The sequence below is a fragment of the Bradyrhizobium sp. LTSPM299 genome, from assembly GCF_000938235.1.
Taxonomy (GTDB): Bacteria; Pseudomonadota; Alphaproteobacteria; order Rhizobiales; family Xanthobacteraceae; genus Bradyrhizobium.
In genome coordinates this window covers 173,502-199,038 of the sequence record NZ_JYMU01000049.1, presented here as the reverse complement: position 1 = coordinate 199,038, position 25,537 = coordinate 173,502, and the positions used below count along the sequence as shown (strand labels likewise).

Annotated in this window: 28 protein-coding genes and 3 tRNA genes; 12 read left to right on the top strand and 19 right to left on the bottom strand. The window is 64.1% G+C overall.

Going from position 1 to position 25,537, the window contains the following annotated elements:
• Positions 1-671: 671 nt before the first annotated feature.
• Entirely contained in the window at positions 672-1,664 is a 993-nt protein-coding gene (locus UP10_RS24130) for an aldo/keto reductase (protein WP_044589715.1), read from the bottom strand.
• 108 nt (positions 1,665-1,772) lie between these two features.
• On the opposite strand from UP10_RS24130, the gene UP10_RS24125 reads away from it, so the two are divergent.
• The 3 genes from UP10_RS24125 (at position 1,773) to UP10_RS24115 (ending at position 3,034) form a co-directional block, all read left to right on the top strand.
• Positions 1,773-2,666: a LysR family transcriptional regulator gene (locus UP10_RS24125; RefSeq protein ID WP_044589714.1), complete on the top strand. Its 894-nt coding sequence runs from the start codon at positions 1,773-1,775 to the stop codon at positions 2,664-2,666.
• A gap of 190 nt (positions 2,667-2,856) precedes the next feature.
• Positions 2,857-2,942: transfer RNA gene (locus UP10_RS24120), tRNA-Tyr, on the top strand.
• A gap of 16 nt (positions 2,943-2,958) precedes the next feature.
• Positions 2,959-3,034: transfer RNA gene (locus UP10_RS24115), tRNA-Phe, on the top strand.
• Between the two features lie 643 nt (positions 3,035-3,677).
• Here UP10_RS24115 and UP10_RS24110 read toward each other — a convergent pair.
• On the bottom strand, positions 3,678-4,073 hold the full coding sequence (locus tag UP10_RS24110; protein ID WP_197086889.1) for a PilZ domain-containing protein: 396 nt from the start codon (positions 4,071-4,073) through the stop codon (positions 3,678-3,680).
• Positions 4,074-4,307: 234 nt separating this feature from the next.
• Between UP10_RS24110 and UP10_RS24105 the strand changes: the two genes are divergently transcribed.
• On the top strand, positions 4,308-5,825 hold the full coding sequence (locus UP10_RS24105) for an AMP-binding protein (protein WP_044589713.1): 1,518 nt from the start codon (positions 4,308-4,310) through the stop codon (positions 5,823-5,825).
• Between the two features lie 23 nt (positions 5,826-5,848).
• Here UP10_RS24105 and UP10_RS24100 read toward each other — a convergent pair whose 3' ends face one another.
• Entirely contained in the window at positions 5,849-6,325 is a 477-nt protein-coding gene (locus UP10_RS24100) for a hypothetical protein (RefSeq protein WP_156180225.1), read from the bottom strand.
• Between the two features lie 215 nt (positions 6,326-6,540).
• On the opposite strand from UP10_RS24100, the gene UP10_RS24095 reads away from it, so the two are divergent.
• Complete coding sequence (locus tag UP10_RS24095) at positions 6,541-7,512, top strand: S1C family serine protease (RefSeq protein WP_044589711.1); 972 nt, start codon at positions 6,541-6,543, stop codon at positions 7,510-7,512.
• A 33-nt stretch (positions 7,513-7,545) separates the two neighbouring features.
• Complete coding sequence (locus tag UP10_RS24090) at positions 7,546-8,631, top strand: carboxylesterase family protein (protein ID WP_044589710.1); 1,086 nt, start codon at positions 7,546-7,548, stop codon at positions 8,629-8,631.
• A gap of 5 nt (positions 8,632-8,636) precedes the next feature.
• On the opposite strand, the gene UP10_RS24085 is transcribed toward UP10_RS24090, so the two are convergent.
• Both UP10_RS24085 and UP10_RS24080 read right to left on the bottom strand, forming a co-directional pair.
• Positions 8,637-9,536, bottom strand: a complete 900-nt coding sequence (locus tag UP10_RS24085; RefSeq protein ID WP_044589709.1) for an SDR family oxidoreductase — start codon at positions 9,534-9,536, stop codon at positions 8,637-8,639.
• A gap of 45 nt (positions 9,537-9,581) precedes the next feature.
• Entirely contained in the window at positions 9,582-10,322 is a 741-nt protein-coding gene (locus UP10_RS24080; RefSeq protein ID WP_044589708.1) for an SDR family oxidoreductase, read from the bottom strand.
• Positions 10,323-10,442: 120 nt separating this feature from the next.
• Here UP10_RS24080 and UP10_RS24075 point away from each other — a divergent pair, with 120 nt between their 5' ends.
• Together UP10_RS24075 and UP10_RS24070 are read left to right on the top strand one after the other, a co-directional pair.
• The gene (locus tag UP10_RS24075) at positions 10,443-11,330 is read left to right on the top strand and encodes a LysR family transcriptional regulator (RefSeq protein ID WP_044589707.1); all 888 of its coding nucleotides are present in this window, start codon (positions 10,443-10,445) and stop codon (positions 11,328-11,330) included.
• 59 nt (positions 11,331-11,389) lie between these two features.
• Complete coding sequence (locus UP10_RS24070) at positions 11,390-11,596, top strand: hypothetical protein (protein WP_044543058.1); 207 nt, start codon at positions 11,390-11,392, stop codon at positions 11,594-11,596.
• A gap of 76 nt (positions 11,597-11,672) precedes the next feature.
• On the opposite strand, the gene UP10_RS24065 is transcribed toward UP10_RS24070, so the two are convergent.
• From UP10_RS24065 to UP10_RS24040, 6 genes are all read right to left on the bottom strand, one after another.
• A complete protein-coding gene (locus tag UP10_RS24065) occupies positions 11,673-12,350 on the bottom strand; it encodes a DsbA family protein (protein WP_044589706.1) in 678 nt (225 codons plus the stop codon).
• A gap of 36 nt (positions 12,351-12,386) precedes the next feature.
• Positions 12,387-13,124, bottom strand: a complete 738-nt coding sequence (locus tag UP10_RS24060) for a sulfite exporter TauE/SafE family protein (RefSeq protein ID WP_044543057.1) — start codon at positions 13,122-13,124, stop codon at positions 12,387-12,389.
• Between the two features lie 135 nt (positions 13,125-13,259).
• Positions 13,260-13,982: an LrgB family protein gene (locus UP10_RS24055; protein ID WP_044589705.1), complete on the bottom strand. Its 723-nt coding sequence runs from the start codon at positions 13,980-13,982 to the stop codon at positions 13,260-13,262.
• A complete protein-coding gene (locus UP10_RS24050; protein WP_044589704.1) occupies positions 13,979-14,365 on the bottom strand; it encodes a CidA/LrgA family protein in 387 nt (128 codons plus the stop codon). Before UP10_RS24050 ends, UP10_RS24055 begins: the two co-directional genes overlap by 4 nt.
• Positions 14,366-14,523: 158 nt before the next feature.
• Positions 14,524-14,967 carry a PaaI family thioesterase gene (locus UP10_RS24045; protein WP_044589703.1) on the bottom strand — a complete coding sequence of 148 codons (444 nt, stop codon included), beginning with the start codon at positions 14,965-14,967 and terminating at the stop codon, positions 14,524-14,526.
• 5 nt (positions 14,968-14,972) lie between these two features.
• The gene (locus UP10_RS24040; protein ID WP_044589702.1) at positions 14,973-15,407 is read right to left on the bottom strand and encodes an acyl-CoA thioesterase; all 435 of its coding nucleotides are present in this window, start codon (positions 15,405-15,407) and stop codon (positions 14,973-14,975) included.
• Positions 15,408-15,504: 97 nt separating this feature from the next.
• Between UP10_RS24040 and UP10_RS24035 the strand changes: the two genes are divergently transcribed.
• Positions 15,505-16,062, top strand: a complete 558-nt coding sequence (locus UP10_RS24035; RefSeq protein WP_044589701.1) for a TetR/AcrR family transcriptional regulator — start codon at positions 15,505-15,507, stop codon at positions 16,060-16,062.
• Between the two features lie 54 nt (positions 16,063-16,116).
• On the opposite strand, the gene UP10_RS24030 is transcribed toward UP10_RS24035, so the two are convergent.
• Entirely contained in the window at positions 16,117-16,608 is a 492-nt protein-coding gene (locus UP10_RS24030) for a hypothetical protein (RefSeq protein WP_044543052.1), read from the bottom strand.
• Positions 16,609-16,785: 177 nt separating this feature from the next.
• On the opposite strand from UP10_RS24030, the gene UP10_RS24025 reads away from it, so the two are divergent.
• On the top strand, positions 16,786-17,070 hold the full coding sequence (locus UP10_RS24025) for a PsiF family protein (RefSeq protein WP_044543051.1): 285 nt from the start codon (positions 16,786-16,788) through the stop codon (positions 17,068-17,070).
• A gap of 14 nt (positions 17,071-17,084) precedes the next feature.
• Here the strand turns inward: UP10_RS24025 and UP10_RS45385 are convergent, their stop codons facing one another.
• Positions 17,085-17,252 (bottom strand): hypothetical protein, encoded by a 168-nt coding sequence (locus tag UP10_RS45385; protein WP_197086888.1) that lies wholly within the window; start codon positions 17,250-17,252, stop codon positions 17,085-17,087.
• On the opposite strand from UP10_RS45385, the gene UP10_RS24020 reads away from it, so the two are divergent.
• Positions 17,218-18,303, top strand: coding sequence for an AbrB family transcriptional regulator (locus UP10_RS24020; protein WP_156180224.1), 1,086 nt, complete (start codon positions 17,218-17,220; stop codon positions 18,301-18,303). The two genes, UP10_RS45385 and UP10_RS24020, sit on opposite strands and share 35 nt — an antisense overlap.
• A gap of 24 nt (positions 18,304-18,327) precedes the next feature.
• Here the strand turns inward: UP10_RS24020 and UP10_RS24015 are convergent, their stop codons facing one another.
• Complete coding sequence (locus tag UP10_RS24015) at positions 18,328-18,864, bottom strand: disulfide bond formation protein B (RefSeq protein WP_044589699.1); 537 nt, start codon at positions 18,862-18,864, stop codon at positions 18,328-18,330.
• 192 nt (positions 18,865-19,056) lie between these two features.
• Here UP10_RS24015 and UP10_RS24010 point away from each other — a divergent pair.
• A tRNA-Leu gene (locus UP10_RS24010) sits at positions 19,057-19,141 on the top strand.
• Positions 19,142-19,542: 401 nt separating this feature from the next.
• On the opposite strand, the gene UP10_RS24005 is transcribed toward UP10_RS24010, so the two are convergent.
• The 5 genes from UP10_RS24005 to UP10_RS23985 all read right to left on the bottom strand — a co-directional run bounded on the left by UP10_RS24005 (position 19,543) and on the right by UP10_RS23985 (position 25,190).
• Positions 19,543-20,535, bottom strand: coding sequence for a peptide ABC transporter ATP-binding protein (locus tag UP10_RS24005; RefSeq protein WP_044589698.1), 993 nt, complete (start codon positions 20,533-20,535; stop codon positions 19,543-19,545).
• Positions 20,532-21,560, bottom strand: coding sequence for an ABC transporter ATP-binding protein (locus tag UP10_RS24000; RefSeq protein WP_044589697.1), 1,029 nt, complete (start codon positions 21,558-21,560; stop codon positions 20,532-20,534). The genes UP10_RS24005 and UP10_RS24000 overlap by 4 nt, the downstream gene beginning before the upstream one ends.
• 28 nt (positions 21,561-21,588) lie before the next feature.
• Positions 21,589-22,500 carry an ABC transporter permease subunit gene (locus UP10_RS23995; protein ID WP_044589696.1) on the bottom strand — a complete coding sequence of 304 codons (912 nt, stop codon included), beginning with the start codon at positions 22,498-22,500 and terminating at the stop codon, positions 21,589-21,591.
• Positions 22,497-23,507 carry an ABC transporter permease subunit gene (locus UP10_RS23990; protein WP_044543045.1) on the bottom strand — a complete coding sequence of 337 codons (1,011 nt, stop codon included), beginning with the start codon at positions 23,505-23,507 and terminating at the stop codon, positions 22,497-22,499. The genes UP10_RS23995 and UP10_RS23990 overlap by 4 nt, the downstream gene beginning before the upstream one ends.
• A gap of 84 nt (positions 23,508-23,591) precedes the next feature.
• The gene (locus UP10_RS23985) at positions 23,592-25,190 is read right to left on the bottom strand and encodes an ABC transporter substrate-binding protein (RefSeq protein ID WP_082077235.1); all 1,599 of its coding nucleotides are present in this window, start codon (positions 25,188-25,190) and stop codon (positions 23,592-23,594) included.
• Between the last annotated feature and the right edge of the window lie 347 nt (positions 25,191-25,537).

Sequence of the window (25,537 nt, the reverse complement as noted above, 5' to 3'; positions counted from 1 at the left end):
CCATGTGCGCAATTGCGCACAGGCCGGGCGATGACAGGTGTGAATGGGGACGAAGCTTCGAATTCTCGCGACACGACCTGCCCGAGCTTTGCATTTCGTTTGCCCTCTCACTTGGTAGGGCGCAGGGAAAGCCGGGTGCACGCTGCACCCGCGGTCTCGTGTGCAAAGGGTAGAAGAAAACGCACACGAGCATACAGGTTCAGCGGAGGCACTCCGGCTTTTCCTGCGCGATGGTTTACGGCTTATACGCGCTCTCCCCGGCGAGACTAGGCTTTGTTGTCACCGCCATCGGAAGAGGCATTTGCCTCTTCCGACAGGACACCTACCACTGGGGCGTCAGAACCACACGATTTCGCCGTCCGCCTCATGCGCACTCGTCAGTTGCGCATTCGTCGTCCACCGCATCTCACCGCAACGTCCGTGACGATCGCGAGCGCCCCTCAATCGGGTGAAACGGAGAGATTTATACACTGAGTTTCTCTTCTGATAAAGCGAAATATTTTTCGCGCGAGGGCTTGCGCCGCCGGGCAACTCAGATGTAAAGGCCGATTTCTATCCCGCGTCATTCCGGGGCATGCGCAGCATGAACCCGGAATCCATTTCACCCCCAAACGTGCAGCTAATTGGATTCCGGGTTCTCGCTCCGCGAGCCCCGGAATGACGAGAGAGACTCAGCGCCCGACCAGCTGCTGCAAATGCTCCGGATAGCGCGCGCCCTGCACCTCGACCGCGGCGACGGCCTTGGCGATCTCGGCGAGATCACCTGATGTCAGCTCGACTTGCGCGGCGCCGACGTTTTCGTCCAGGCGATGCAGCTTGGTGGTGCCGGGGATCGGCACGATCCAAGGCTTCTGCGCCAACAGCCAGGCCAGCGCGATCTGCGCCGATGTGACGTTCTTGCCCGCGGCGATCTTGGTCAGCAGATCGACCAGCGCCTGATTGGCGCGGCGTGCCTCCTGCGAGAACCGAGGCACGATGTTGCGGAAGTCGCCGCTATCGAATGTCGTGGTGTCGTTGATCGCGCCGGTGAGAAAGCCCTTGCCGAGCGGGCTGAACGGCACGAAGCCGATGCCGAGCTCTTCGAGCGTCGGCAGGATCTCCTGCTCCGGCTCGCGCCACCACAGCGAATATTCGCTCTGCAATGCCGTGACCGGCTCCACCGCATGGGCGCGGCGGATGGTCTGGGCGCCGGCCTCCGAGAGGCCGAAATGCCGGACCTTGCCGGCGGCGATCAGATCCTTCACCGCGCCGGCGACGTCCTCGATCGGCACCGCGGGATCGACGCGATGCTGGTAGAACAGATCGATCACATCGGTCCGCAGCCGCTTCAGCGAGGCCTCCGCCACCGCCTTGATGTGCTCGGGCCGGCTGTTCAGGCCGCGCTGCTGCCGGGTCGCCGGATCGATGTCAAAACCGAACTTGGTGGCGATCACGACATTGTCGCGGTAGGGCGCCAGCGCTTCGCCGACCAGTTCCTCATTGGTGAACGGGCCGTAGACCTCGGCGGTGTCGAAGAACGTAACGCCGCGCTCGACCGCAGCACGGATCAGCGCGATACCCTGCGCCTGCTCGACCGCCGGACCGTAGCCGAAGGAGAGGCCCATGCAGCCGAGACCGATCGCCGCGACCTCCAGATTGCTTTTGCCGAGTTTGCGTTTCTGCATGATGTCTCTCCGCCTTGAGCGCTGAAATCTGTTCTGCAGGATTTAAGGGGTGCACAAGCACACGATTAGACGTAGAGATCGGGATGGACTTATGAGCAGGACTCATGAATGCCGCGGCACGACATCAATGATCTGATTGCCTTCCTCGCGGTGGCGCGGGAACGCAGCTTCACCCGCGCCGCCGCGCGGCTCGGCGTGTCGCAGTCGGCGCTCAGTCACACCGTCCGCGCCCTGGAGGAGCGATTGGGGGTGCGGCTGTTGACGCGGACCACGCGCAGCGTCGCGCCGACCGAGGCCGGCCAGCGGCTGCTGCAGGGCGTCGGCCCGCGCCTGGAGGAGATCGAGGCTGAGCTCGTCGCGCTGGGCGAGCTGCGCGATAAGCCTGCCGGCTCCATCCGCATCACCAGCGGCGAGCACGCGGCAGAGACGATCCTGTGGCCGGCACTGGCCGACTTCCTGCCGCGCTATCCCGACATCAAGGTCGAGCTGACCGTCGACGAGGCGCTCACCGACATCGTCGCGGAGCGTTATGACGCCGGCGTCCGCCTCGGCGAGCAGGTGGCCAAGGACATGATCGCGGTGCGGATCGCCCCGGACTTCCGCATGATCGTGGTCGGGGCGCCGTCCTATTTCAGGCGGCGGGAACGGCCGAAGCAACCGCAGGACCTGACCCAGCACGCCTGCATCAACATCCGCATGCGGACCCATGGCAACATCTACGCCTGGGAGTTCGAGAAACGCGGGCGCGCGATCAAGGTGCGCGTTGACGGACAAGTGGTGTTCAACAGCGGCGCATTGCGGATCAAGGCTGTCATGGCCGGGTTCGGGCTTGGCTATGTGCCCGAGGACCGGGTGCGCCCGCAGCTCGCCAAGGGCCAACTGATCCAGGTGCTGGACGATTGGTGCGCGCCGTTTCCGGGCTATCACCTCTATTACCCGAGCCGGCGGCAATCCTCGCCAGCCTTCGCGCTGCTGGTGCAGGCGCTGCGATATCGGGGCTGAGGCACATGTCTTGGTCTTGCGCTGGCGAAGCCGGAATGATAGAGGAACGGCCCAATCGCTGGCGGCTGGCTCGCCGTTAGCGCCACCACTCTTGGGGACTTCACGGAGCTATGCGCCACTATCTGACGAGCTTTAGCACCGGATACGCCCAATCGTATTGACGATTGGAGTGTGTCCGCATGCGAGAGACGCGTCAGTGCCTGAGTGGTTAAAAGGGCCCGACTGTAAATCGGGTGGCTTAGTCCTTCGGTGGTTCAAATCCATCCTGACGCACCAACTCTCGACTACCTCGGCCGAGGTAGCTCAGTTGGTAGAGCGCTGCGTTGAAGGCGCAGGCGTCGGCGGTTCGAGCCCGTCCCTCGGCACCAATTTCAAATTAGGCAGGCCAGCTAACGAAGGCCAAACCGTCGCCATCGGGGCGATGTTCGTTATGGGTCCAAAAAGCGACGTGCTTAAATTCTGAAGGCATGCCGCGATTGCCCCCCTGAAGACGAACATGCACATGGTTGCGGGAAATCCCTCGACTGGGCGATCGCAGTCCAAGACACGTCAATCACACGAATATTTGCACCGCGACCTGTGCCCGCCGTGGGAACGAGACCTGCGCAGCCGACGTTGATGCTGCGTTCGTAACGCAACCTCGCGGCCTTCGCGGACGTCCCCTTCCGTCCGGGCCGCGCTTGCTGCCTCGACCTGACGGTCGCTGTCGCGCGGGCCTCCCGTCGCAATTCGGAGAATCGAATGCTCAAGACCAAGTTCGCCGTCATCATCGCCGCCGGCCTGACGCTCGCGCCGGCTCAGCTTCTTGCACAGGGCACGGGAGGCAGCGCACTGCCACCGAGACCGGGAGATCGCGCCGCTCCCTCAGGCAGCACTGCGCTGCCGGCCCAGCCGGGACAGCGCGTCGGGTCTTCGGGTGGCGTGGGCGGCAGCGCGCCGCCGGCCAACCCGGGGGCGCCCAGTACGACGACGGGTAGCACAACGGGAAGATGAGACGGAGACGCGGTCGGACTACGCCGCGCTGACGGGCTCGGCGTCCGCTTCAACCGGCGCCTCAGCCACGATGAACTTCAACCCATAGGTCTTGCCGCGGCGCCAGACCACTTCGCAGGCGTGACGCTTGGAGTGATCGGCGAGCAGCGTCAGCGCGAGCCGGTCCTTGACGTCGAACTCCACCTCGGTGACGATCTTGGCGCCGCCGGGCGAGACGTCCACGACGGCACAATCGCTGTCGGTTGCGCCACCGTCGACGGTGATCCATGCCGGACGATTGTTGAGCTGGCGCCGCGGCTCCCGACTGACCTTGCTCCGTGACCCGTTGCTCGCCATCGTCGTGACCCGCCGTGACCCTTTGGGACGTTGAACGCCGGGCATGCTGGCCGCCCGGCACACAACCGCTTCAGCCATCATGCCGCCTCCCCCGTAAAGTCCGGCTTAGCGCGATCGCTTGAACTTTACCGGAATCTTGACGCGGCTTTTAGGCAACCCAAATTCATCAAATCCGGCAGTGGGATACCAATCGTAAGGATGATCGTCGCTTGACTTGAAACGAGCGCTGTTGATGACTGGCGCACGTGGCCTCAGGCCACGTCCCTGCAACAAGAGCGGCATCAAGACGCCTCTGTCCTTCGGAAACGCCCCATGCTGATCCCCTTGGCCGACGTGCCGCGCTGGCATGCCGAACGCAAACCCACTGAGGCGATCGCCGTCAGTCACGGCCGGGATACGCTGACCTGGACGCAGCTCGAGCGCGGTGCAAATGCGCGGGCGCGGGCCTTTGCCGCCAAGGGCGTCAAGCCCGGCGATTTCGTCGCGATCGGACTGCCGAACAGCAACGCGTTCTTCGAGACCAGTTTCGCGGTGTGGAAATGCGGCGCGACGCCGACCTCGCTGTCATGGCGGCTGCCGCGCGGCGAGGCCGCCGCCGTGCTCGAGATCCTGAGGCCTTCGCTGGTGGTCGGCGGCGAGGCCGACTGGAATGCGCCGAATGTACTGCCGGTGGATTTCACGCCGGAAGGATTTTCCGACGCGCCGCTGACGGCTCCGATCGCGCGCTACTGGAAGGCGATGACGAGCGGCGGCTCGACCGGACGGCCGAAGGTGATCCTCGATCACAATCCGGCCGTCGTCGACACCGCGGCACCGCTGCTACTCGGGATTCCGCTCGAAGCCTCGCTGCTCAATCCGGGGCCGCTGTATCACAATGCGCCGTTCATCCTGTCGCACTCCGCGCTGTTCGGTGGCGGGCGCCTCACCGGCATGGTGAAGTTCGACGCCGAAGAGACGCTGCGGCTGATCGAGGCCAACCGCGTGCAATGGGTGAATTTCGTGCCGACCATGATGCACCGGATCTGGGCGCTGCCCGACGAAGTGCGCAACTGCTACGACGTCTCGAGTTTGCAGATCGTGTTTCACATGGCCGCCCCGATGCCACCATGGCTGAAGGAGAAATGGATCGAGTGGCTCGGGCCGGAGCGGATCTGGGAGCTCTATGGCGGCACCGAGCGGCAGGGCGCCTGCGTGATCTCGGGTGTCGAATGGCTGGCGCACAAGGGCTCGGTCGGCAAGATCAGCGAGACCGCGAAGCTGCGCATCATCGGCGAGGACGGCAACGACGTCGCGCCAGGGGAGACCGGCGAAATCTATTTCCTGCCCAACGACGGCGCCGGCTCGACCTATCACTATCTGGGCGCGGCGCCGAAACGGCGGCCGGACGGCTGGGAATCGCTCGGCGATATCGGGCGGCTCGACACTGATGGTTATCTCTATCTCGGCGACCGCCTCGCCGACATGGTGCTGCGCGGCGGCGCCAACATCTATCCCGCCGAGGTCGAGGCCTCCGTCAGCGAACATCCCGAGGTGCGCTCCTGCGTCGTGGTCGGCCTGCCCGATCCGGAATTCGGCCAGCGCGTGCACGCGATCCTCGAGCTCGCCGACGATGCCGACGCGCAGGCGATCGCCGACAGGATGGGCGATTTCCTCAAAGACAAGCTCAGCCGCTACAAGCATCCGGAAAGTTTCGAGCGCGTCGATGTGGCGCTACGCGACGATTCCGGAAAGGTCCGCCGCACGCTGCTGCGCGATGAGCGCGCCGCCTGGATCAAGGACAACCGCGCCTTCCGCATCATGCCGACGCGCCGGTCGTCGAAGGCGGATTGAGCAAGGAAGAACCGCGGCAAAGACTACATTCTCGGTCTGGACAATGCGTCCTTGCTGACAAACAGGAGGCGTCGGCGAAAAGCCGTCGGACTCTCGGCGACCAGCACGCCCTTGAACGATTGCAGGCCGCCGGCGAAGAACGGCTCGCGGAGTCCGTTGCCATGGGTCTCGCTCCACTCGGGTATCGCCAGGCCGTAGACTCGCGCAAGGTGCTCTGCGACCGCAGCCACATAGGCGTCATGGACGGCGTCAATCGACGCCGGTCGCTGGTCGATCGCCTGTTGGCGTGAATTGATGTTCACATAGAACGAATCGAGGAACTCCCGCAGCGACGGGTCGAACTTCTGTTCGCCGGTCCCAACGCGGCGAACCACCTCTCTCAATGTTTCCGGCTTCTTGCCAAATAGGCTCAAGTCGCGCTCGACGCTATTATACGTTTTGCCGCGTCCGTAAATAATCTGTTTGTAACACAAAAACTTCCAGCGAACCGCTCCGATCAACTACCATCCCGCAAGAAATGGACTTGCGACACGGCGCGCCGATGGTGAAGCGGGATGCGAACAGCTGGGTAGCCCGCCCTGCCTTGCGGGAGGCAGGTCTGCACGCCACATGAGCTGTGCAGGCGGTCGTTGGAGGTATATGTTTTCACTTTCCCTGCCGGCAGAACCTCGGATTTAATCGGGGTTCCAGCGCTGCACGCCAGGAGACCTCTCAGATGCCCGCCTTGACCGAATGGAAAGTGCCGCCGGCCTTTCAGCCCCGCCCGGAAGATTATCGCTTTGATCTCGATCGCGCACTGGCCTCGGTGGTCGGGCTGCATTCGATCATTCCATCCGACGCCTTCAGCGCCGAGACGCTCGGCACCGAGCGCGCCGGCAACGGCGTGCTGATCGACGACGGGCTGGTGCTGACCATCGGCTATCTGATCACGGAAGCCGAATCGGTCTGGCTGCATCTCGGCGACGGCCGCGTGGTCGAAGGCCACGCGCTCGGCCTCGATTTCGAATCCGGCTTCGGCCTGGTGCAGGCGCTCGGCCGGCTCGACGTCGACCCGCTGCCGATCGGATCCTCGGCGGCAACGCGGATCGGCGACAATGTCATCGTCGGCGGCGCCGGCGGCCGCACGCGCTCGGTCGCGAGCCAGATCGCCGCCAAGCAGGAATTCGCGGGCTACTGGGAATATCTGCTGGACGAGTCGATCTTCACCTATCCGTCGCATCCGAACTGGGGCGGCACCGGGCTGATCTCGAACACCGGCGAGCTGATCGGCATCGGCTCGTTGCAGCTCGAGCGCGAGAAGAGCGGCAAGGCCGAGCACGTCAACATGGTGGTGCCGATCGACCTGTTGAAGCCGGTGCTGACCGATCTGCGCAAGTTCGGCCGCGTCAACAAGCCGGCGCGGCCGTGGCTCGGCATGTACACGACGGAAATCGACGACCGCGTCGTCGTGGTCGGCATTGCCGGCAAGGGACCCGCGGCGCGCGCCGAGCTGAAGACCGGCGACGTGATCCTCGCGGTCGCCGGCGAGACGGTGACGAGCCAGACCGAGTTCTACCGAAAACTCTGGTCGCTCGGCTCGGCCGGCGTCGATGTGCCGCTGACCGTCTATCACGAGGGCGTCACCTTCGACGTGACGCTGACCTCGATCGACCGCGCCAAGCTGTTGAAGGCGCCACGGCTGCACTAAATTTCGAGCTAGAAGAGACGAGAGGCAGCCGCGATGAGCGAGGCCGTGGTTGATAACATCGTGGCCGTACTGCCGCCGCTGTTGCAGACGCTGGAATCGTTGTCCTATGTCGCGCGCAATCTCAACCCGCCCGACTTCGGCCGCGTGATGGAGATTGCAGGCGAGCCCGACGCGGCGCTGCAAACGGTCCAGCCACGGCTGGCCGATTGGCCTGAAAAATTCGCGCACGTCAAGAACGCGCTTCTGGCCGCCAGCGACGCGGCGCTCGCGGGCTATGCGGGCCTGCGCGCGGTGGAGAACGGCCAAGGCGATCTCGTCAGCGTGTTCCGCGCGCTGCGCTATGCGCCGCGGGCGCAGGAGGCGCTCTATCCGCTGGTCGCGCAGCTGCCGCCGGTGAGCCAATTCTTCGTTGCGCCCGAATTGCGCGAGGATGCCGCTCTGCTGGCTAAGCTCGAAGCGCCCGCCAACGACAACACCGGCATCTTCCATGAGCGGAACGAGCCCGGCAGCCGCGGCGGCTTCTCGCTCTATGTGCCGGAATATTACACGCCCGATCGCGCCTGGCCGCTGGTGGTGGCACTGCATGGCGGCAGCGGTAACAGCCGCGGCTTCCTGTGGAGCTGGCTGCGCGACGCCCGCAGCCGTGGCGCCATCCTGATCGCGCCGACCGCAACCGGCCAGACCTGGGCATTGATGGGCGGCGACACCGACACGCCGAACCTCAACCGCATCCTCGACGAGGTCGGCGCGCGCTGGACCATCGACAGCCAGCGCATGCTGCTGACCGGCATGAGCGACGGCGGCACGTTCAGCTACGTCACCGGCCTCGACGGCGCCTCGCGCTTCACCCATCTTGCGCCTGTGGCGGCGACCTTCCATCCGCTGATGGCCGAGATGGCCGATGCAGACCGGTTGCGTGGCCTGCCGATCTTCATCACCCATGGCCAGCAAGACTGGATGTTTCCGGTGCAGACTGCACGGCAGACCCAGCAACTGCTGTCGGCCGCCGGCGCTAACGTCACCTACCGCGAACTCGACGATCTCAGCCACTGCTATCCGCGCGAGATGAATGCGGAGATTTTGCAATGGCTGAATCAGGGATCGGCCGACGGCGCCTGAGGCGATTAGTTGTTCACCCGCGGCTTGAGCAAATCCGAGAAGCCGACCCGGTGCAGCATCTCGTTACGGACGCGGTCGATCACGCCGAAGGCGACCTCGGCACCGTCCTGCGTCGGATCGATATGGACGCGGAACGGCCGCTTGCCGAACGGCATGTCGACGACCTCGACGATCGCGTTGGCGACCGATGACGCATCCGCATCCTCAGGCACGATCGCCGAGAACGCTTTCATGATCTCTTCGCCGAACCCGGCATAGGGACCTGCTTCGTATTCGGCGACACGCGCCTGATCGGCGGGTCGGCCGGAATGGGCGAAGTGATTGGTGCCGCCGGTGAAGGCGCCGGGCACGATGATCGAGGTTTCGATGCCCCAGCGCGACAACTCCCGCGCATAGATCACCGCCATCGCGTCCATGCCGGCCTTCGCCGCGAAGTACGGCGCGAGATAGGGCGGCGTGCCGCCGGCCGAGCTGCTGCTCGACACCCAGACCACGAGTCCCCTGCCCTGCTTGCGCAGCTGCGGCAGCGCCGCGCGGTTGACGCGCTGGGTCGACAGCACGTTGACGTCGTAGAGTTCGGCGAGCTGTTCGGGCGTGAACGCTTCGGCCGGACCGAACACCATGTGGCCGGCATTGTGCATCACGACGTCGAGACGGCCTTGCTCGGTGACGATTTTTGCGATCGCGGCATCGGCTGACGCCTGCGAACCGACGTCGAGTTCGAGCGCGCGCAGATCGACCTTGTTCTCCTTCGCGAACGCCTCGACATCGGTGACTGCTGCGGCGTTGCGGCCAGTGGTTTCGCGCATCGACGCATAGACGGTGTGATCGGCGCTGGCGAGCGCATTGGCGGTGAGCCGGCCGAAACCGCTCGACGCACCGGTGATGACGATGACTTGCTTCATGACGAATATCCTCGTGATGTTGGGTTGAATGAGTGCTTGAGGGCGTCAGACCAGGCCGCCATTGGCGCGCAGCGTCTGGCCGTTGATCCACCCTCCGTCGGGACCGGCGAGGAACGACACGGCAGCGGCGATGTCGTCGGGCGTGCCGAGCCGCTCCAGCGGGACCATCTTGGCGAAGCGGTCGATCAGCTCGTCCGACTTGCCGTTGAGGAACAGGTCGGTCGCGGTCGGGCCGGGGGCGACGGCGTTGACGGTGATTGCGCGGCCGCGCAATTCCTTCGACAGGATCGCGGTGAGCGATTCGATCGCCGCCTTGGTCGCGACATAGATGCCGTAGCTCTCCAGCTTGGTGCCGACCACGCTGGTCGAGAAATTGACGATGCGTCCGCCGTTGCGCAGCCGCCGCGCCGCCTCGCGCATGGTGTTGAAGCTGCCCTTCAGGTTGACCGCGACCTGCTGGTCGAACAGCGCGTCGTCGCTGTCGGCGATTTTTGCGAGCTTCATGATGCCGGCATTGTTGACCAGCACGTCGACGCCGCCGAAGGCCGCCTCCGCCGCGTCGAACAGGCCGCGCACCGCGTTGGCGTCACTGACATCGGCCTTCGCCGTCAGCGCCCGGCCGCCGGCCGCCTCGATCGTGCTGGCGATGGTTTCAGCCGGCTTGGCGTCGCCGGAGTAGTTGATCACGACGGTGAAGTTGTCCCGGGCGAGCCGCTCGGCGATCGCCGCGCCGATCCCGCGCGAGGCACCCGTCACCAGAGCTACCTTGTTGGTTTGGTTCGTCATTTTCAGTCTCCCATCAGTTGAGCGGCAGCGCCGCGTTCGAGGGGAGGATCCTACGCCTTGGCATTATCCGGATAATCATGCATCTTCTGGCATCACTATTCGCTTGGTTCGGATAATTGGATGGACCGATTTGATGCGATGCGCGTGTTCACCCGCGTGGTGGAGCGGCGCAGCTTTTCACTTGCCGCCGACGATCTCGGGCTGCCGCGCTCGACGGCGACCGACGCGGTGAAGGGACTGGAGGCGCGGCTCGGCGTGCGGCTGCTCGAGCGCACCACGCGCACGGTGCGCCCGACACTCGACGGCGAGGCGCATTACCGGCGCTGCCTGTCGCTGATATCGGATCTCGAAGATGCCGAAGGCGCGTTCGGCGGCGCGAGGCCGAAGGGGCTGTTGCGGCTCGAAGTGCAGGGCACGCTGGCGCGTCACTTCCTACTGCCGAACCTGCCGGGCTTCCTCGCCGAATACCCTGAGATCGTGATCACGATGAGCGAGAGCGATCGCTGGATCGATCTGATTCGCGAGGGTGTCGACTGCGTACTGCGCTTCGGCGAGGTGCGCGACAGCGACATGATCGCCCGGCGGGTGGTGATGCTGGACCGATTGACCTGCGCAACGCCCGACTATTTCGCGCGCTTCGGTACGCCGACCGATCCGCTCGCGCTCGATGGCCATCGCATGATCGGTATCCGCTCGCTGACCACGGGCCGGCTGCGGCCGATGGAATTCGTGATCGATGGCGCGCTGAAGGAATTCCCGCTGCCGGCGCCGATGTCGGTGACCGGACCGGAGAGTTATCTCGCGACCGCCAAGCTCGGCCTCGGCTTGGTCCAGGTGCCACGCTTCCATGCCGAAGCCGATCTGGCACAGGGAACGCTGGTGGAGGTGTTGCAGCACTGCCGGCCGCCGCCGGTGCCGGTGCATTTGCTCTATCCCAGCAACCGCCAGCTTTCGCCACGCGTTCGCGTGTTCATCGATTATGTGATGCGGGCGTTTGGGCGCAATTGACGCACCCGGAACCATCCCCTCCCCCGCGACGTTGTCAGGCTAACACCGGAGGATTTGCGATGCGGACCTTTTTTGGAATGATTTTGGGCGCGCTACTGCTGATTGGCGGCGTCTACGTTTACGATTCCATGCAGACGTCGAGCGTGGCGAATGGGGATGTGGCGCAGAACAGCCGCACCATCGTCAATTGGGATGTCGCGGCCCGTGACTGGAACGCGCTGAAGGCACGCGCCCATGAGGAGTGGACCAAGGTCGCCTCGAAGTAACGCTGGCCTTATTCAAATCGCCAACCACAAACGGCCTCTCCCTTAAACGGAGAGGCCGCGACTCGTTTCAAAAGGTTTAGTTCTTCTCGGTCTTGCGGCCCATATTGGCCTTGCGGGCGTCGGCGATGACCTGCTCGAACTGATCCATGCTGAGCACGCCGGGCACGCGGTATTTGCCGACGATGAAGGCCGGCGTGCCGTTGAAACCGAAGGCTTGCGCCTGCTCGTTGTTGCGCGCGAGCAGCGCGTCGATCGCCGGCGCGTTGGCGTCGAGATCCTTTTTCAACTTGTCCATATCGAGGCCGGCGCCGGAGAGCAATTCGGCAATGCGCGGCTCGGTGATGCGCGAATTGACCGATATCATCGCCTCATGGGCGACGAGGAACTTGTCCTGGTATCGTGCCGCCAGCGCCATCCGCGCCGCGACCTTGGACACTGGCCCCAGGATCGGCCAGTCCTTCAGCACCAGACGGACCTTGCCGTCATCCTGCACCACCTGGCGCAGCTCCGGCGCGAGCTTGCGGCAATACGGGCAATTGTAGTCGAACCATTCGACGATGGTGAGGTCGCCATTGGGATTGCCTGCCGCCGGAATCTCCGGATCGCGCAGCACCAGCGCTTCGGTCAGGACCTTGTCTTCCTGTGCGCGGGCTGATCTCGCCGCCAGCAGGGCCGTGCCGGCGCCGAGCAGACCGAGCGCGCCGCGGCGGGTGAGGCCCGGATTGGTCCCGGATAAGGTCGTCGATCGATTCATGTGCAGGCCTCGCGAGGAACTCTCGCCTTTCTACGCTCAAAGCGACGTGATGTTACGCACCAGCATATAGACGGCCACCGCGATAATGACAGTGGCGAACACGATATTGAGGGCGCCGCGCCGTACCGACAAATGCCGTGCAGAGCGCGTTCCCACCAGCCCGCCGACGATGCCGCCGGCGACGAATAACCCTGCCAACCCCCACGACACCAGTCCGGACCACGCATAGCTCAGCGCCGTCGTCATGCCGAAGGCAGTGACGGCTACCAGCGAGGAACTGACCGCATTCATGATCGGCATGCCGGTCGCCAGCATCAGGGCCGGCACGATCAGGAAGCCGCCGCCGATGCCGAAGAAGCCGGACATGGTTCCGGTCGCGAGCCCAAGCCCGGCGATCGCCGGCATGTTGGACATGTCCATCTTGACGTCGGCAAGGCCAACCCGCGCGCGTGTCTTCAGCATCAACCCGGCGATCACGAGCATCACCAGCGCGAACAGCGCCAGCAGCTTCTGTCCGTCGACCATCTTGCCGAGGATCGAGCCGCCGAACGCTCCACACATGCCGGCGGCCGCGAACAGCAGCGCGCAGGACCAGATCACCGTGCCGCCGCGGGCATGGTTGGACAGGTTGACCGCGGCATTGGCCGCTACCGCGATCGCCGAAGTGCCGATCGCGACATGCGGCTCCGGCACGCCAACCACATAGACCATCAGCGGGACGGCGAGGATCGACCCGCCGCCGCCGACCAGGCCGAGTGAAAAACCGACCAGCATGCCCGATGCCAGTCCAAGCAGACTCTGCGTTGCGGAGAAGACCAAGGGGAACAGACTCGCGTTTGCGACCGCGATCCTAGAAGGATTTGCTGCCTTACGCTATGCCTATAGCACAAAACTGCACTGCAGCAGCATTCAGTGGACCAGAAATGTCACGGCCAGCGGCACCAGCAGCGAGGTGACCAGCGCGTTCAGGCTCATCGCGATCCCGGCGAAGACGCCCGCGACCTCGTCGACCTGGAAGGCGCGCGCGGTGCCGATGCCATGCGCGGCGATGCCGACCGCAAAGCCGCGGGCCCGATAATCGGTGATTCCGGTCAGGTTCATCAGCGGCGTGACTGTGATCGCGCCCATGATGCCGGTGAGGACCACCGACACCGCCGTCAGTGAGGGATCGGCGTGCAGGGATTCGCTGATGCCCATCGCAACGCCTGCAGTGACCGATTTCGGCGCCAGCGACAGGATAATCTCGCGCGGCAAACCAAAGGCTTGCGCCAGCAGCACGACGGAGGCAATCGCCGTGATCGAGCCGACCGCGAGCGCAACCAGCATGGGCAGGATCGCGGCCGCGACGCGTTTGCGATTCTCATACAGCGGCACCGCGAGCGCGACGGTCGCCGGCCCCAGCAGGAAATGCACGAACTGGGCGCCGGCAAAATAGGTGGTGTAGGACGTCTTCGTCACCAGCAGGAATACGCCGATGATCCACATCGAATGCAGCACCGGATTGGCGAGCGGATGACGGCGTGTCGCCAGCGATACGGCATCGGCGACGGCATAGGTCAGCAGCGTTACCGTCAGCCAGAGCAACGGCGACTGTGAAAGATAGACCCAGAGCGAGAACGGATTGTCGCTCACGGCCCGTCCTCGCCGCGCGAAAGAAGGCTGCTGGCCGCAACGAAGGTCGCGACCGTCGCCAGCAGCGTGACGACGACCGAGACCGCAAGGATCACGAGAATCGCAACGCCATGCTCCGCGAGCAGGTCGAGCTTCTGCACCACGCCGACGCCGGCCGGGACGAACAGCAGCGAGAGATTGGCCAGCAGCGCGCGGCTCGCGCTCTCGACGCCGTCATTGCCGAGCGGCCCGCGTGCGAACGCCGCAAAGCGGTCGCGCCCGAGCAACAGTACAAGCAGCAGCACGAGGCCGATCACCGGGCCGGGCACCGGGACAGCGAGCGCGCGCACCGCGACCTCACCGATCAATTGGCAGAGCAGGATCAAACTGAGGCTGGCGATCATGTGGCAGGCGTCCCAAACGAACGTCTATCAGGTCGCTGCGGTGGTGGGTTGTCAATCCACCATCGCGTATGGAGCCTCCTCATCGCGAGCCAACGGGGCGCGCATTCGCGCGACCCGTTGGCTCGCAATGACGACGATAGATTTCCGTAGTCGGCCTGCTACCCCCGCCGCGCCAGCGCCATCAGCGTGCCGGTCATGGTCGCGACCAGCGTCTCGACGCCGTCGTTGATCGCATAGGCGCCGGCTTCGCAAAACGTCAGCGTGCGGCCGGGCTTAACGACGGTGGCGCGGAACACGAACCGCTCGCCCTTGGCCGGCGCCAGCAGATTGGTCTTGAACTCCACGGTGAGGATATCCGAGCCGGCGGGCATCAGCGTGAAGGCGGCAACGCCGCAGGCATTGTCGAGGCCCGCGGTGATGATCCCAGCGTGAACGAAGCCGTTCTGCTGGGTGAACTCGGGCGCATAGGGCATCGCGAGGTCGACCTCGCCCGGCTCCATGCGCGCGATCGAAATGCCGAGCGTCTGCATCGCGCGCTGGCGCACGAACATATCGGTCGCCACAGCACGGTAGTCTGGATTTTTGAGTTCGAAGCGCGGCATGGCGGTTACACCGTTGCTGAGACGGACGGCACCAGATGGTGCATGGCGGCGTAGCGAATCGCCGGCGCGAACGGCACCGATTTGCGCGCGGCGCGATCGATGTGCACGGCTGATATCTCGCAGGTCGCGGCGACCTCGCCGGTTTCCGCGTTGCGCATCTCGTGCAGGATGCGGAGCGATTTGTCGCGGAAGTCCACCAGCCGGCTTCTGACTTCGACGATGTCGCCGGCGAGCAGCTCGTGCTTGTAGGAAATAGTCTGCTGCACGGCGGCCATGGCGCAACCGGACTCACGCAAGTAAGTTGGCGTCACGCCGAGACGCGCAAACATGTTCCAGTTCGCTTCGTCGAACTTGCCGACATACCACATGACATTCATGTGGCCGATATGGTCGCAATGCCAGGGATAGACCGTGCCGCGATAGGTCGCCTCGCCCTCCATCCCGCCGCTCCCGTTTTTCATTTGTGATACGGTAGCGTATCACTGACGAAGCGGGCTAGCAATACGGTACCGTATCAGCAGACGCGCGGGAGAGCAGATGACTGAAGGCAAGGGCGATGCCTGGGTCGCGGCCGGCTTTGCCGCGCTCGCGCATTCCGGCATCGAGGGCGTGCGGGTCGAGGTGCTGGCGAAGGCGCTCGGCGTCACCAAGGGCGGCTTCTACCGCCGCTTTCGTGATCGCGCCGCGCTGCTCGAGGCCATGCTCGCGAACTGGCGCGACGGCCGCATCGCCGCGATCGAAAAGCAGACCGCGCTCGACGGCGCCAGCGCGCGCGAACGGCTGAAGGCGATCATCAAGCTCTATTCGGAACGCATGAACACCGAGGCGATGGCGATCGAGCTCGCGATCCGGCAATGGGCGCGCACCGACGAGACCGCCGCGGTGGCCGTCGCGAACGTCGACGCCGCGCGGCTGAAGAATGTCGGGCAACTCTATCGCGCGACCGGCTTGCCGGCGGAGGAAGCCGACGCCAAGGCGTTCCTGTTCTACTGCTTCATCTTCGGCCAGAGCTTGCTGTTTCTCGAACATGGCCCGCGCAGGCGCGCCCAACTGCTGGCCAAATCGGCGGACAGGCTGCTTGAGGAGGACGGCTAAAACGAAAGCGGCCGGCTCACCACCGGCCGCTCTCCTAAATCGAAGTCGAAGGGCTCAGGCGCCCTTCAGCTTCTTGTTGCATTCGCTGTAGTAGCCGCCGCCCTTCTGGATCCACTTCAGGCCGCCATTGCCGCCGGTGGCCTTGTTGGCGTTGTATTGGTCGTCGCAGGTCTTGAAGCGCTGCTTGCCGGCGGACAGCTGCGAGTATTTCGGATCGACTGCGCCCGGAAATACGGCGGGACCGGACGGCAGCGCCGGTGCTGCGGCGGGTGCAGCTTCCTTCTTGGCTTCCTTCGGCGCGGCCGGAGGGGGCGCTGCGACGACCGGCGGCGGCGCAGCGGGAGCCGCGGCCGGGGTTGCGGTGGCGCCGCACTGGGCCTTGCGGAAATCATTCCACTTCTGGCCGTTGAGGCTGCCGTCGGTCTTGGCGGCCTGATACTTGGCGCTGCACTCCTGCGCGGTCAGGGCCTGCGCCGGCGCGCTCGCCACAAGGGCTGCAAAGCCCGACAGTGCAATCGCGGTGAACAATCTGGTCTGGATGGTCATCCCTGGTCTCCCTTGGGGGGCATTGGCGTAAGACCATGATCCTAGCGCAACCCGCGGGTGCGACAACGCGCGGGTCCGCCCGGCTGTCAAAATATTGTGGCGGCCAAACCGCCGCATGTTCATCCGCGGTTCAGCATCGCCGCGCGACGGTTCCGGTCCCTTCCCTAGAGGTGCCACATGAAGACAATTTCCTCGCTTGCGACCGCAACTGCCCTTGCCTCCCTGCTGCTGATGGGTGGCGCCTTCGCGCAAACCGCAGCACCTGCAGCCAAGGACGCCGCCCCGGCGGCGACCACGGCCAAAGCTCCGAAGGAGGCCAAGCCGCACACCGCCGCCTCGCTGGAATGCTCGAAGGAAGCCGACGCCAAGGGGCTGCACGGCAAGGAGCGCAAGAAATTCCGCTCCGAATGCAAGAAGTCGGCCGGCGGTGCAGCGCCCGCGGCGGCCCCGGCGGCGAAGTAGCACGTCAGACATCTTCAAGAGACATATTCAAGGCTTGCACCCTCCCCACCGGGGAGGGTGCAGGTTTGCGCGTATCCTGAATTCCGGCGCAATGCTGCACCGCGCTGTTGCAATTGTTCCACCGCTCCGGATTTGCCATAACGCAGCGTGACCTCAATCCGCGCTTCGATGGCAACGGCCATTCCAAACCGCAGCAAAGTCCTGAACGGGCTCGAGACCCTCGTCATCGGGGCCGCCGGCGGCCTGCTGTTCCTGTGGGCGGAATTGCCGGGCGGGCTGATCTCGGGCGCGATGGCCGCGGTCGCGATCGCAGCACTCACGGGACGGCCGCTCACAGTGCCGGCCGTGCTGACGCAGTCGGTGCTGGTGCTGCTCGGCATCTCGCTGGGCTCGCTGATGTCGCAGCAACTGCTGCAACATATGAGCTCCTACCCGCTCACCATTGGGCTACTGGCGCTGGCGACGTTCTGCTCGACATTCGGCTCAAGCTTCTATCTGCAGCGCGTGCATGGCTGGGACCAGACCTCGGCGTTCCTTGCCGGCAGCCCGGGCGCGCTCTCGCAGATCACCATCCTCGCCGCCGAGAAGGGCGCTGACGTCGCGGCGATCGCGGTGGTGCAGACCATCCGGGTGATCATCCTGACCGCGGCGCTGCCGCTGGTGCTGGCGCTGACCGGGGTGACCCATGCCACGCCGCCACCGCTGCCGACGGCGGTCGCCTCGCCGCTCGGCCTGGCCGCCCTGGTCGGCGGCTCGATCGTCGTTGCGTTGTTGCTGCGCTGGGTGAAATTTCCGGCGAGCTGGATGTTCGGCGCGATGCTCGCCTCCAGTCTGCTGCACGGCTCTGGCATGGTCGATGGCGGCCTGCCGCCCTGGCTACGCGGCGTGGCCCTGGTCGGGATCGGCGCCGTGATCGGCACCCGCTTCTCGCGGATGAAGACATCGACCCTGCTCAGCCATGTCAATGCCGGGCTCGGCTCGTTCGTGATCGCGATCCTGGTTTCCGCCGTCTTCGTCGCGGTGATCGCCTTTACCGCCCATGTGCGCCTGTCTGACGTCGTGGTCGCCTTCGCGCCCGGCGCGATGGACGCGATGCTGGCGCTGGCGCTGACGCTGCACATCGACCCGATCTTCGTCGGCGCGCACCATCTGTCGCGCTTCGTCTTCGTCACCGTCACGACGCCAGGCATCATCCATCTGTTCGGACGGCCGCAGGACGACGTGGACGATTAGGGGCGGAATTGTACGATTGGGTAGTCAGACCTTCGCCGTCTTCACCACGCCCCAGCCTGCGATCGCCGCCATCAGGAGCGAGATCAGCACGTTGTAGCCGGCAAGTGAGAGCCCGAGGAAGCGCCACTGCACCTCGTCGCAGCGGACCACTTTCACCTTGTCGAGCCGCTCCAGCAGACTGCCGGCGCTGCCGAGATTGACCACCGGGCCAGTGCAATCGGTCGGCCCCTGCCAGAAGCCCCATTCGACGCCGGAATGATAGGTGCCGAGCCCGGCATTGGCGAGCGCGGCAAGGCCGAGAATGAGAAGGCCCGCGAGCAGCACCGGGCGCGGCGCCCCCCGGGCCGCCGCCAGCGCGACCACGGCGCCGAGCGGCACTGCGACGTAATAGGCATAGCGCTGCTCGAGGCAGAGCGGACAGGGCAGGATCTCCAGCACCAGCTGAAAGAACCAGGCGCCGGCCAGCGTCGCCGCCGCGATCAGGGCAATGGCCGCCGACGCCGTCAGGGCCGGATTGGCGGCTGCGGGGGCGTGCGACGGGTGAGCGGTGGCGAGCGTCACGGCTGGTCTCCTGCAGGCATCCGATCCGGCGGGGCATGACCCGGATTCCGTGCCCGATCCGGGTCGTATCCCGCGCAAATACCGCTGTCGAGGCGCGGGACAATCACTTCCGCGCGGGTTGACCGCAACAGACCGGCCGCTATAGTCCCGCCCGCTTCGCGACCCCGGCCGTTCACGGCCTGAATCGCGAATGCCCCTGTGGCGGAACTGGTAGACGCGCTCGACTCAAAATCGAGTTCCGCAAGGAGTGCTGGTTCGATTCCGGCCAGGGGCACCAGCCTTCGCTGCTTCGCAGCTACGGCTTCGGCGAGCCACGCACAACTCCATCCCGGCGAAGCGGCGAAGGCTGTCGCGCCGAAGCCTTGGCGAAGGCGGACGCCCCGCAAACAGCACCGCGTGGCGCAGCCACCTCCGTCCGAGGGGCTTCATTCGCGCGGCCGCCGGTGCAGGTGGCACCCCAAAAATCCGCAAAACAACCCCATGCAAAGTAGGATCGAGCCGGCGACGCCTCGCGCATGTTCCGAAACCGCTCGACACGTCGGGCAACTCAGAGACACACTTCCATTATTCCGAAACTACGCAGGCGCCTCTCGCGCCGCCCCCGAATTACGGTGCCAGCGCACTCAACTCCTCGCTCAACGATTAGCGATCCCTCAACCCTTGTCAGGCTTCATCGGATTAGTTTAGTGCACTGTCATCGTAATGCTGTATTTCCAGGAAACGCTCGGCGTAGTGGCAGGCGACGAGGCGGCCGTCGAGTGGGCGCAAGAGCGGACGCTGCGCGCGGCAGAGATCCGTCACATAGGGACAGCGGGTCGAAAAGACACAGCCCTTCGGCGGATCGAGCGGCGAAGGCAACTCGCCCTTCGGCACGATCCGCTGGCGTTTGCGAAGGCCGGGCGTCGCGTCAAGCAAGGCCTGCGTATAGGGATGCAGCGGCCGCGCAAAGATGCGCTCTTTCGGCCCATGCTCCACAGCGATCCCCAGATACATGATCATCACGTCGTCGGCGATGTGACGCACCACGGCGAGATCGTGCGAGATGAAGAGATAAGCCAGTCCCAGCTCGCGCTGCAGATCGACCAGGAGGTTGAGAACCTGCGCCTGCACCGACATGTCGAGCGCGGAGACCGGCTCGTCGGCAACCAACAGCTTCGGCCGCAACATCAAGGCGCGCGCGATCGCGATACGCTGACGCTGGCCGCCCGAGAACATGTGCGGATACCGGCCATATTGCTCCGGCCGCAGCCCGACCTTCGCCATCATGTCGAGCGCCTGCGCCCGCCGGTCCGGCTTTGACAGCTTGGTGTTGATGATCAGCGGCTCTTCGAGTATGGCGCCAATGCGTTTGCGGGGGTTGAGCGACCCATAGGGGTTTTGAAACACAATCTGCACGGTTCGGCGCAACGTCTTCACCGTGCTGGCCGGAGGATCAACCGCATCGACCCCGTCGAGCATCAGTGTGCCGCCGCTCGGCTTCTCGATGAGAGTCACAAGCCTTGCGAGCGTCGACTTGCCGCAACCGGATTCGCCTACGACTGCCAGCGTCTTGCCGGTTTCAAGCGTGAAAGAAACCCCGCCCACGGCCTGGAGATGCGCCGGGCGGCGGAACCAGCCCTGCTTGATTTCGTAACTGCGCTTGAGATCGGTTGCGGTGACAAGCGCCGTCATAACACCGTCCCGCGCTTGAGAATCGGCGCGCCGCCCCGATCGGCCGCGATGCGTTTGTCCCGTGTCGGATCGCCGAGCGGATAATGACAACGGATCAGTCCGTCCATCCAGGGGCGCAGGCCGGGACGCAAATCGTCGGTCAGCAGCGTCGCATGGGCGCAACGCGGACCAAACAGGCACCCCCGTGGCCGATCGTGGAGTCCCGGCACCACCCCCGGAATGGTAGCGAGCCGCCCGCCGTCGCTCGCCTCCGGGCGTGCCGCCAGCAAGGCGGCCGTATAGGGATGCTGCGGTGACGCGAACAGGCTCTGCGTCGGGCGCTGTTCCATGATCTGGCCCGCATACATGACGGCGACCCGCTCGGTGGTGTCCGAGACGACTCCCATGTTATGGGTAATGAGGATCAGCGCCATGCCACGATCGCGTTGCAGAGACAGCAGAAGATCGAGGATCTGCGCCTGGATCGTGACATCGAGCGCCGTCGTCGGCTCATCGGCGATCAGGAGCTTCGGATTGCAGGCGATCGCCATCGCAATCATGACGCGCTGGTTCATACCGCCCGAGAGCTGGTGCGGATAGGCCGACAACCGGCTCTCCGGAGCCGGAATGCCGACTTGATCTAGGAGTTCGATCACGCGCCGCCGCGCAGCCTTGCGATCCATCCCTTCATGGATATGCAACGTCTCGGCCAGCTGATAGCCGATCGTGAAAGAAGGATTAAGCGATGTCGTCGGCTCCTGGAAGATCATCGCGACGTCCTTGCCGGTGAGCGCGCGCCGTTCGCGGTCAGACAAGGTCTGCAGATTCCGCCCCTCGAACAACAGCTTGTCGGCCTGGACGCGCCCTGGATAGGGCACGAGTCCCATCAGAGCCAACATGCCGACGCTCTTGCCGGAGCCGGATTCGCCGACGATCCCCAGCACCTCGCCTTTTTCGAGCACGATGTTGACGCCATCCACGGCGCGCACCATTCCGTTCTGGGATGGAAACGTGACCGATAGATTTTCAATCTCGAGGAGCGGCATCAGATCGACTTTCGACAGTGATCACGCGTTATCGCTTGAGCTTGGGATCGAGCGCGTCACGCAGTCCGTCGCCCAGAAGGTTGAAGGCCAGCACGGTCACGAGGATCGCCAAGCCCGGAAGCGTAACGACCCACCAAGCCCGCAGCACGAATTCGCGCGCGTCCGCCAACATGGTTCCCCACTCCGGCAAGGGCGGTTGCGCACCGAGACCGAGAAAGCCGAGCGCGGCCGCGTCCAGGATCGCGGTCGAAATGCCGAGCGTCGCCTGCACGATCAGGGGCGCTGCGCAATTCGGCAGCACCTCCTTGAACATCAACCGGAGCCGGCCGGCGCCTGCGACTTTGGCCGCGGTGACGTAATCCTTCGAGACTTCGCTGATGACGGCCGCGCGCGTGATCCGCACGTAATGCGGCAAGAGCACGATAGCGACCGCCAGCATCGCATTCATCAAGCCCGGCCCGAGGATCGCAACGATCACGATCGCGAGCAAAAGGCTTGGCAGCGTCAACGTGATGTCCATCAGCCGCATGATCGTGATCTCGATCACGCCCCTGAAAAAACCCGCCACCAGACCGAGGATCGTCCCGGCGATCACCGACAACGTCACCACCGCGATGCCGATCAGAAGCGAAAGCCGCGCTCCATGGATGAGACGGGACAGAATATCGCGGCCGATCGCGTCGGTGCCCAGCGGATAGGCGATCGATCCACCCTGCTGCCAGAAGGGCGGTTTGAGAAAGGCCGTATTGTTGGTGAGGATCGGGGAATGTGGCGCAACGAAATCGGCAAAGAGCGCGAGCAAAACCAGAACCACGATCACGACGAGGCCCGCCACGGCGCCGAAATTTGCTTTGAAATAGGACCAGAATTCTAACAGCGGATGCGGCGGAGCGCTTGCTTGCGCCACGACGACGGGAGTTTTGAAAACTTCGGCGGTCATCTGGTGTACCGGATGCGGGGATTGATCAGCCCATAGGTAACGTCAACCAGCAAATTGACGATCATGACGATGGTGCCGATCAACAGAGTGCCGCCCTGCAGCACCGGATAGTCGCGGCGGTTGATAGCCTCGATCAGCCATTTGCCCACGCCCGGCCAGGAAAAAATGGTCTCCGTGAGGATCGCGCCGGTAAACAGGACGCCGACCTGTAGCCCGATCACCGTCACCACCGGGATCAGCGCATTGCGCAATGCATGGATCGCGATCACCCGGAAACGCGGCAATCCCTTGGCGCGGGCGGTGCGGATGTAATCTTCTCCCAGGACCTCGAGCATGGCGGACCGCGTCATGCGGGCGATTACGGCGAGCGGCACCGTGCCGAGCACGATCATGGGCAGCACGAGATGTGACAAGGCCGAGCGGAACGCGCCGAAATCACCGGCCAGCAGCGCGTCGATCAGCAGGAAGCCGGTCACCGGTTCGATGAAGTATTGCACTGCGATCCGGCCCGACACCGGCGTCCAGCCAAGTTGCACCGAAAAAAGCAGGATCAGCAGCAATCCCCACCAGAAAATCGGCATCGAATATCCGGTCAGCGAGATCCCCATCACGCCATGATCGAAAATGGAGTTGCGCCGGACCGCGGCGATGATGCCGGCCGGCAACCCGAGGCATAAAGCAAACAGGATCGCGCAAACCGATAGCTCGATCGTCGCCGGGAACAACGTCCGGAATTCGGAAATCACCGGCTCATGGGTGACGATCGAGCGGCCGAGGTCGCCATGCACCAGCCGCGACAGATAGAGGCCGTATTGCACCAGCACCGGCTGATCGAAGCCGTAGTCCTTGCGCAATTGCGCGAGCCGGGTCGGATCGATGCCGCGTTCGCCCGCCATCGTCTCGATGGGATCGCCAGGGATCAAACGGATAAGCACGAACACAAGCAACGTGATTCCGACGAAGGTCGGAACCACGAGACTTAACCGGGTAAGAACGAACCGGAGCATGCCGTTTCCTGTCACACTCCCCGCAAGGGGAAGGGTAAAGAAAAAACGGCGGAGCAGCGAAGGCCACTCCGCCCTCGTTTTCTGTTATTCCCTGACGTTGACGCCATAGAAGTTGTGGCGTCCGAACGGCGACAGCTTGAAGTCGATCACTTTTTTGCTGATTGGTTTCAACTGCACCGCGTGTGCGATGGTGAACCACGGCGCCTGCTCCTTGAAGATCACCTGAGCCTGCGCGTACAGCTTGGCCCGCTCGGCCTGATCGCTGACGGTCTTGGCCTTCACGACGAGATCGTCGAATGGCTTGTAGCAGAATTTGGCGATATTCGAGCCCCCCGATTTCGCGGAGTCGCAGCCGAGCAAGGTGTGCAGGAAGTTGTCCGGGTCGCCGTTGTCGCCGGTCCAGCCGAACATTCCCATCTGGTGCTCGCCGGCCTGCATCCGCTTGCGGTATTCGCCCCATTCAAATGACTTGATCTCGGCCTTGACGCCGATCTTGGCGAGGTCGGCCTGCATCAGTTCGGCGATGCGCTTGGCGTTCGGATTGTAGGGCCGCTGCACCGGCATGGCCCATAGGTCGGTTTCGAAACCGTTCGGAAATCCTGCGTCGGCGAGAAGCTTCTTGGCCGCTGCCGGATCATAGGGGTCGTCCTTGACGTCGTCGTTATAGGACCACATCGAGGGCGGGATGGGATTCTTGGCCGCGATCCCGGTCGACAGAAAGACGGCGTCGATGATCGCCTTCTTGTCGATCGCCATGCTGATGGCCTTGCGCACGCGGACGTCGTCGAAGGGTTTCTTTTGCGTCTGGAAGGCCAGATAACCGACGTTGAGACCCGGCTGTTCCAGGACGGTGATGTTTGGATCTTTCTTGATCGCGTCGATGTCGGCCGGGTTTGGATAAGGCATCACGTCGCACTCGCCCTTCTGGAGTTTGGCCCAGCGAACGGATGCATCCGGCGTGATCGAATAGACGAGGTCGTCAATCTTCGCCTTGCCGCCCCAAAATTCAGGGAACGCCTTGTACCGGATCACGGCATCTTTCTGGTACTGCACCAAATAAAATGGGCCGGTGCCGATCGGATCCTGGTCGATCTTCTCGGGCGTGCCGGCCTTAAGCATTGCATCCGCATATTCCTTCGACTGAATGGCCGCGAAGGGCATCGCGAGGTCGGCGAGGAAAGGGGCTTCCGGCTGATTGAGCGTCACCTTGATCGTGTAGTCGTCCACCTTCTCGACCGACTTCAACAATTTCGGCAGGCCCATGTCGCCGAAATACGAATGGTTCGGGCTCGTCACCTTGAAATAAGCATTATCTTCCTTCCATTGCCGTTCGATCGAGAACATGACGTCGTCGGCATTAAAGTCCCGCGTCGGCTTGAACGACTTGGACGTCGAATGCCACTTCACGCCCTTACGCAAGTTGAAGGTGTAGGTGGTTCCGTCCGGCGAGATCGTCCATTTGTCGGCGAGGCCGGGCACCACTTGCGTGCCGCCGCGCTCGAACTCGACAATGCGGTTGTAGATCGGCTCATTGCCGTCGAACGACGTCCCGGTCGTGTTGACGCCGGGATAGAAGTTTTCCGGGCTGCCTTCCGAGCAGAAAACCAAGGTTTTGGCGGAAGCCGCCGAAGCTGCCACTATCGCCGAAGCGCAGACGGCGGCGAGCAGGATTGATCTGTCCACTGTTAGAACTCCTGGTGAATTCTCTCGGCCCGGTTGACACAGGCTGGGCCAACGCCGCCTGAGACGAGCTTGCGATTGGGTGTTGCTGCTGTCAATGCGTCCCAAGGCGGCGCCTCGCCGAAACATCCATCGAGATACACCGTCGATCGCGGTCAAAAATAAGCTCTGCCGAACTAGCGTCTGCCGGCCTTGAATTTGGTTGCCGGCGCTTCTGCGCCGTGCTCGCTCGATCAGGGAGGATGGCATCACGAGGCTGATTAGCAGCCGAACTTTCCCAGCGCCAGCCGTTCGCGATGCGGACTCTCGGCCGCTGCGATTGCAAGGGCGCCATTTACCGCAGTTTTGCG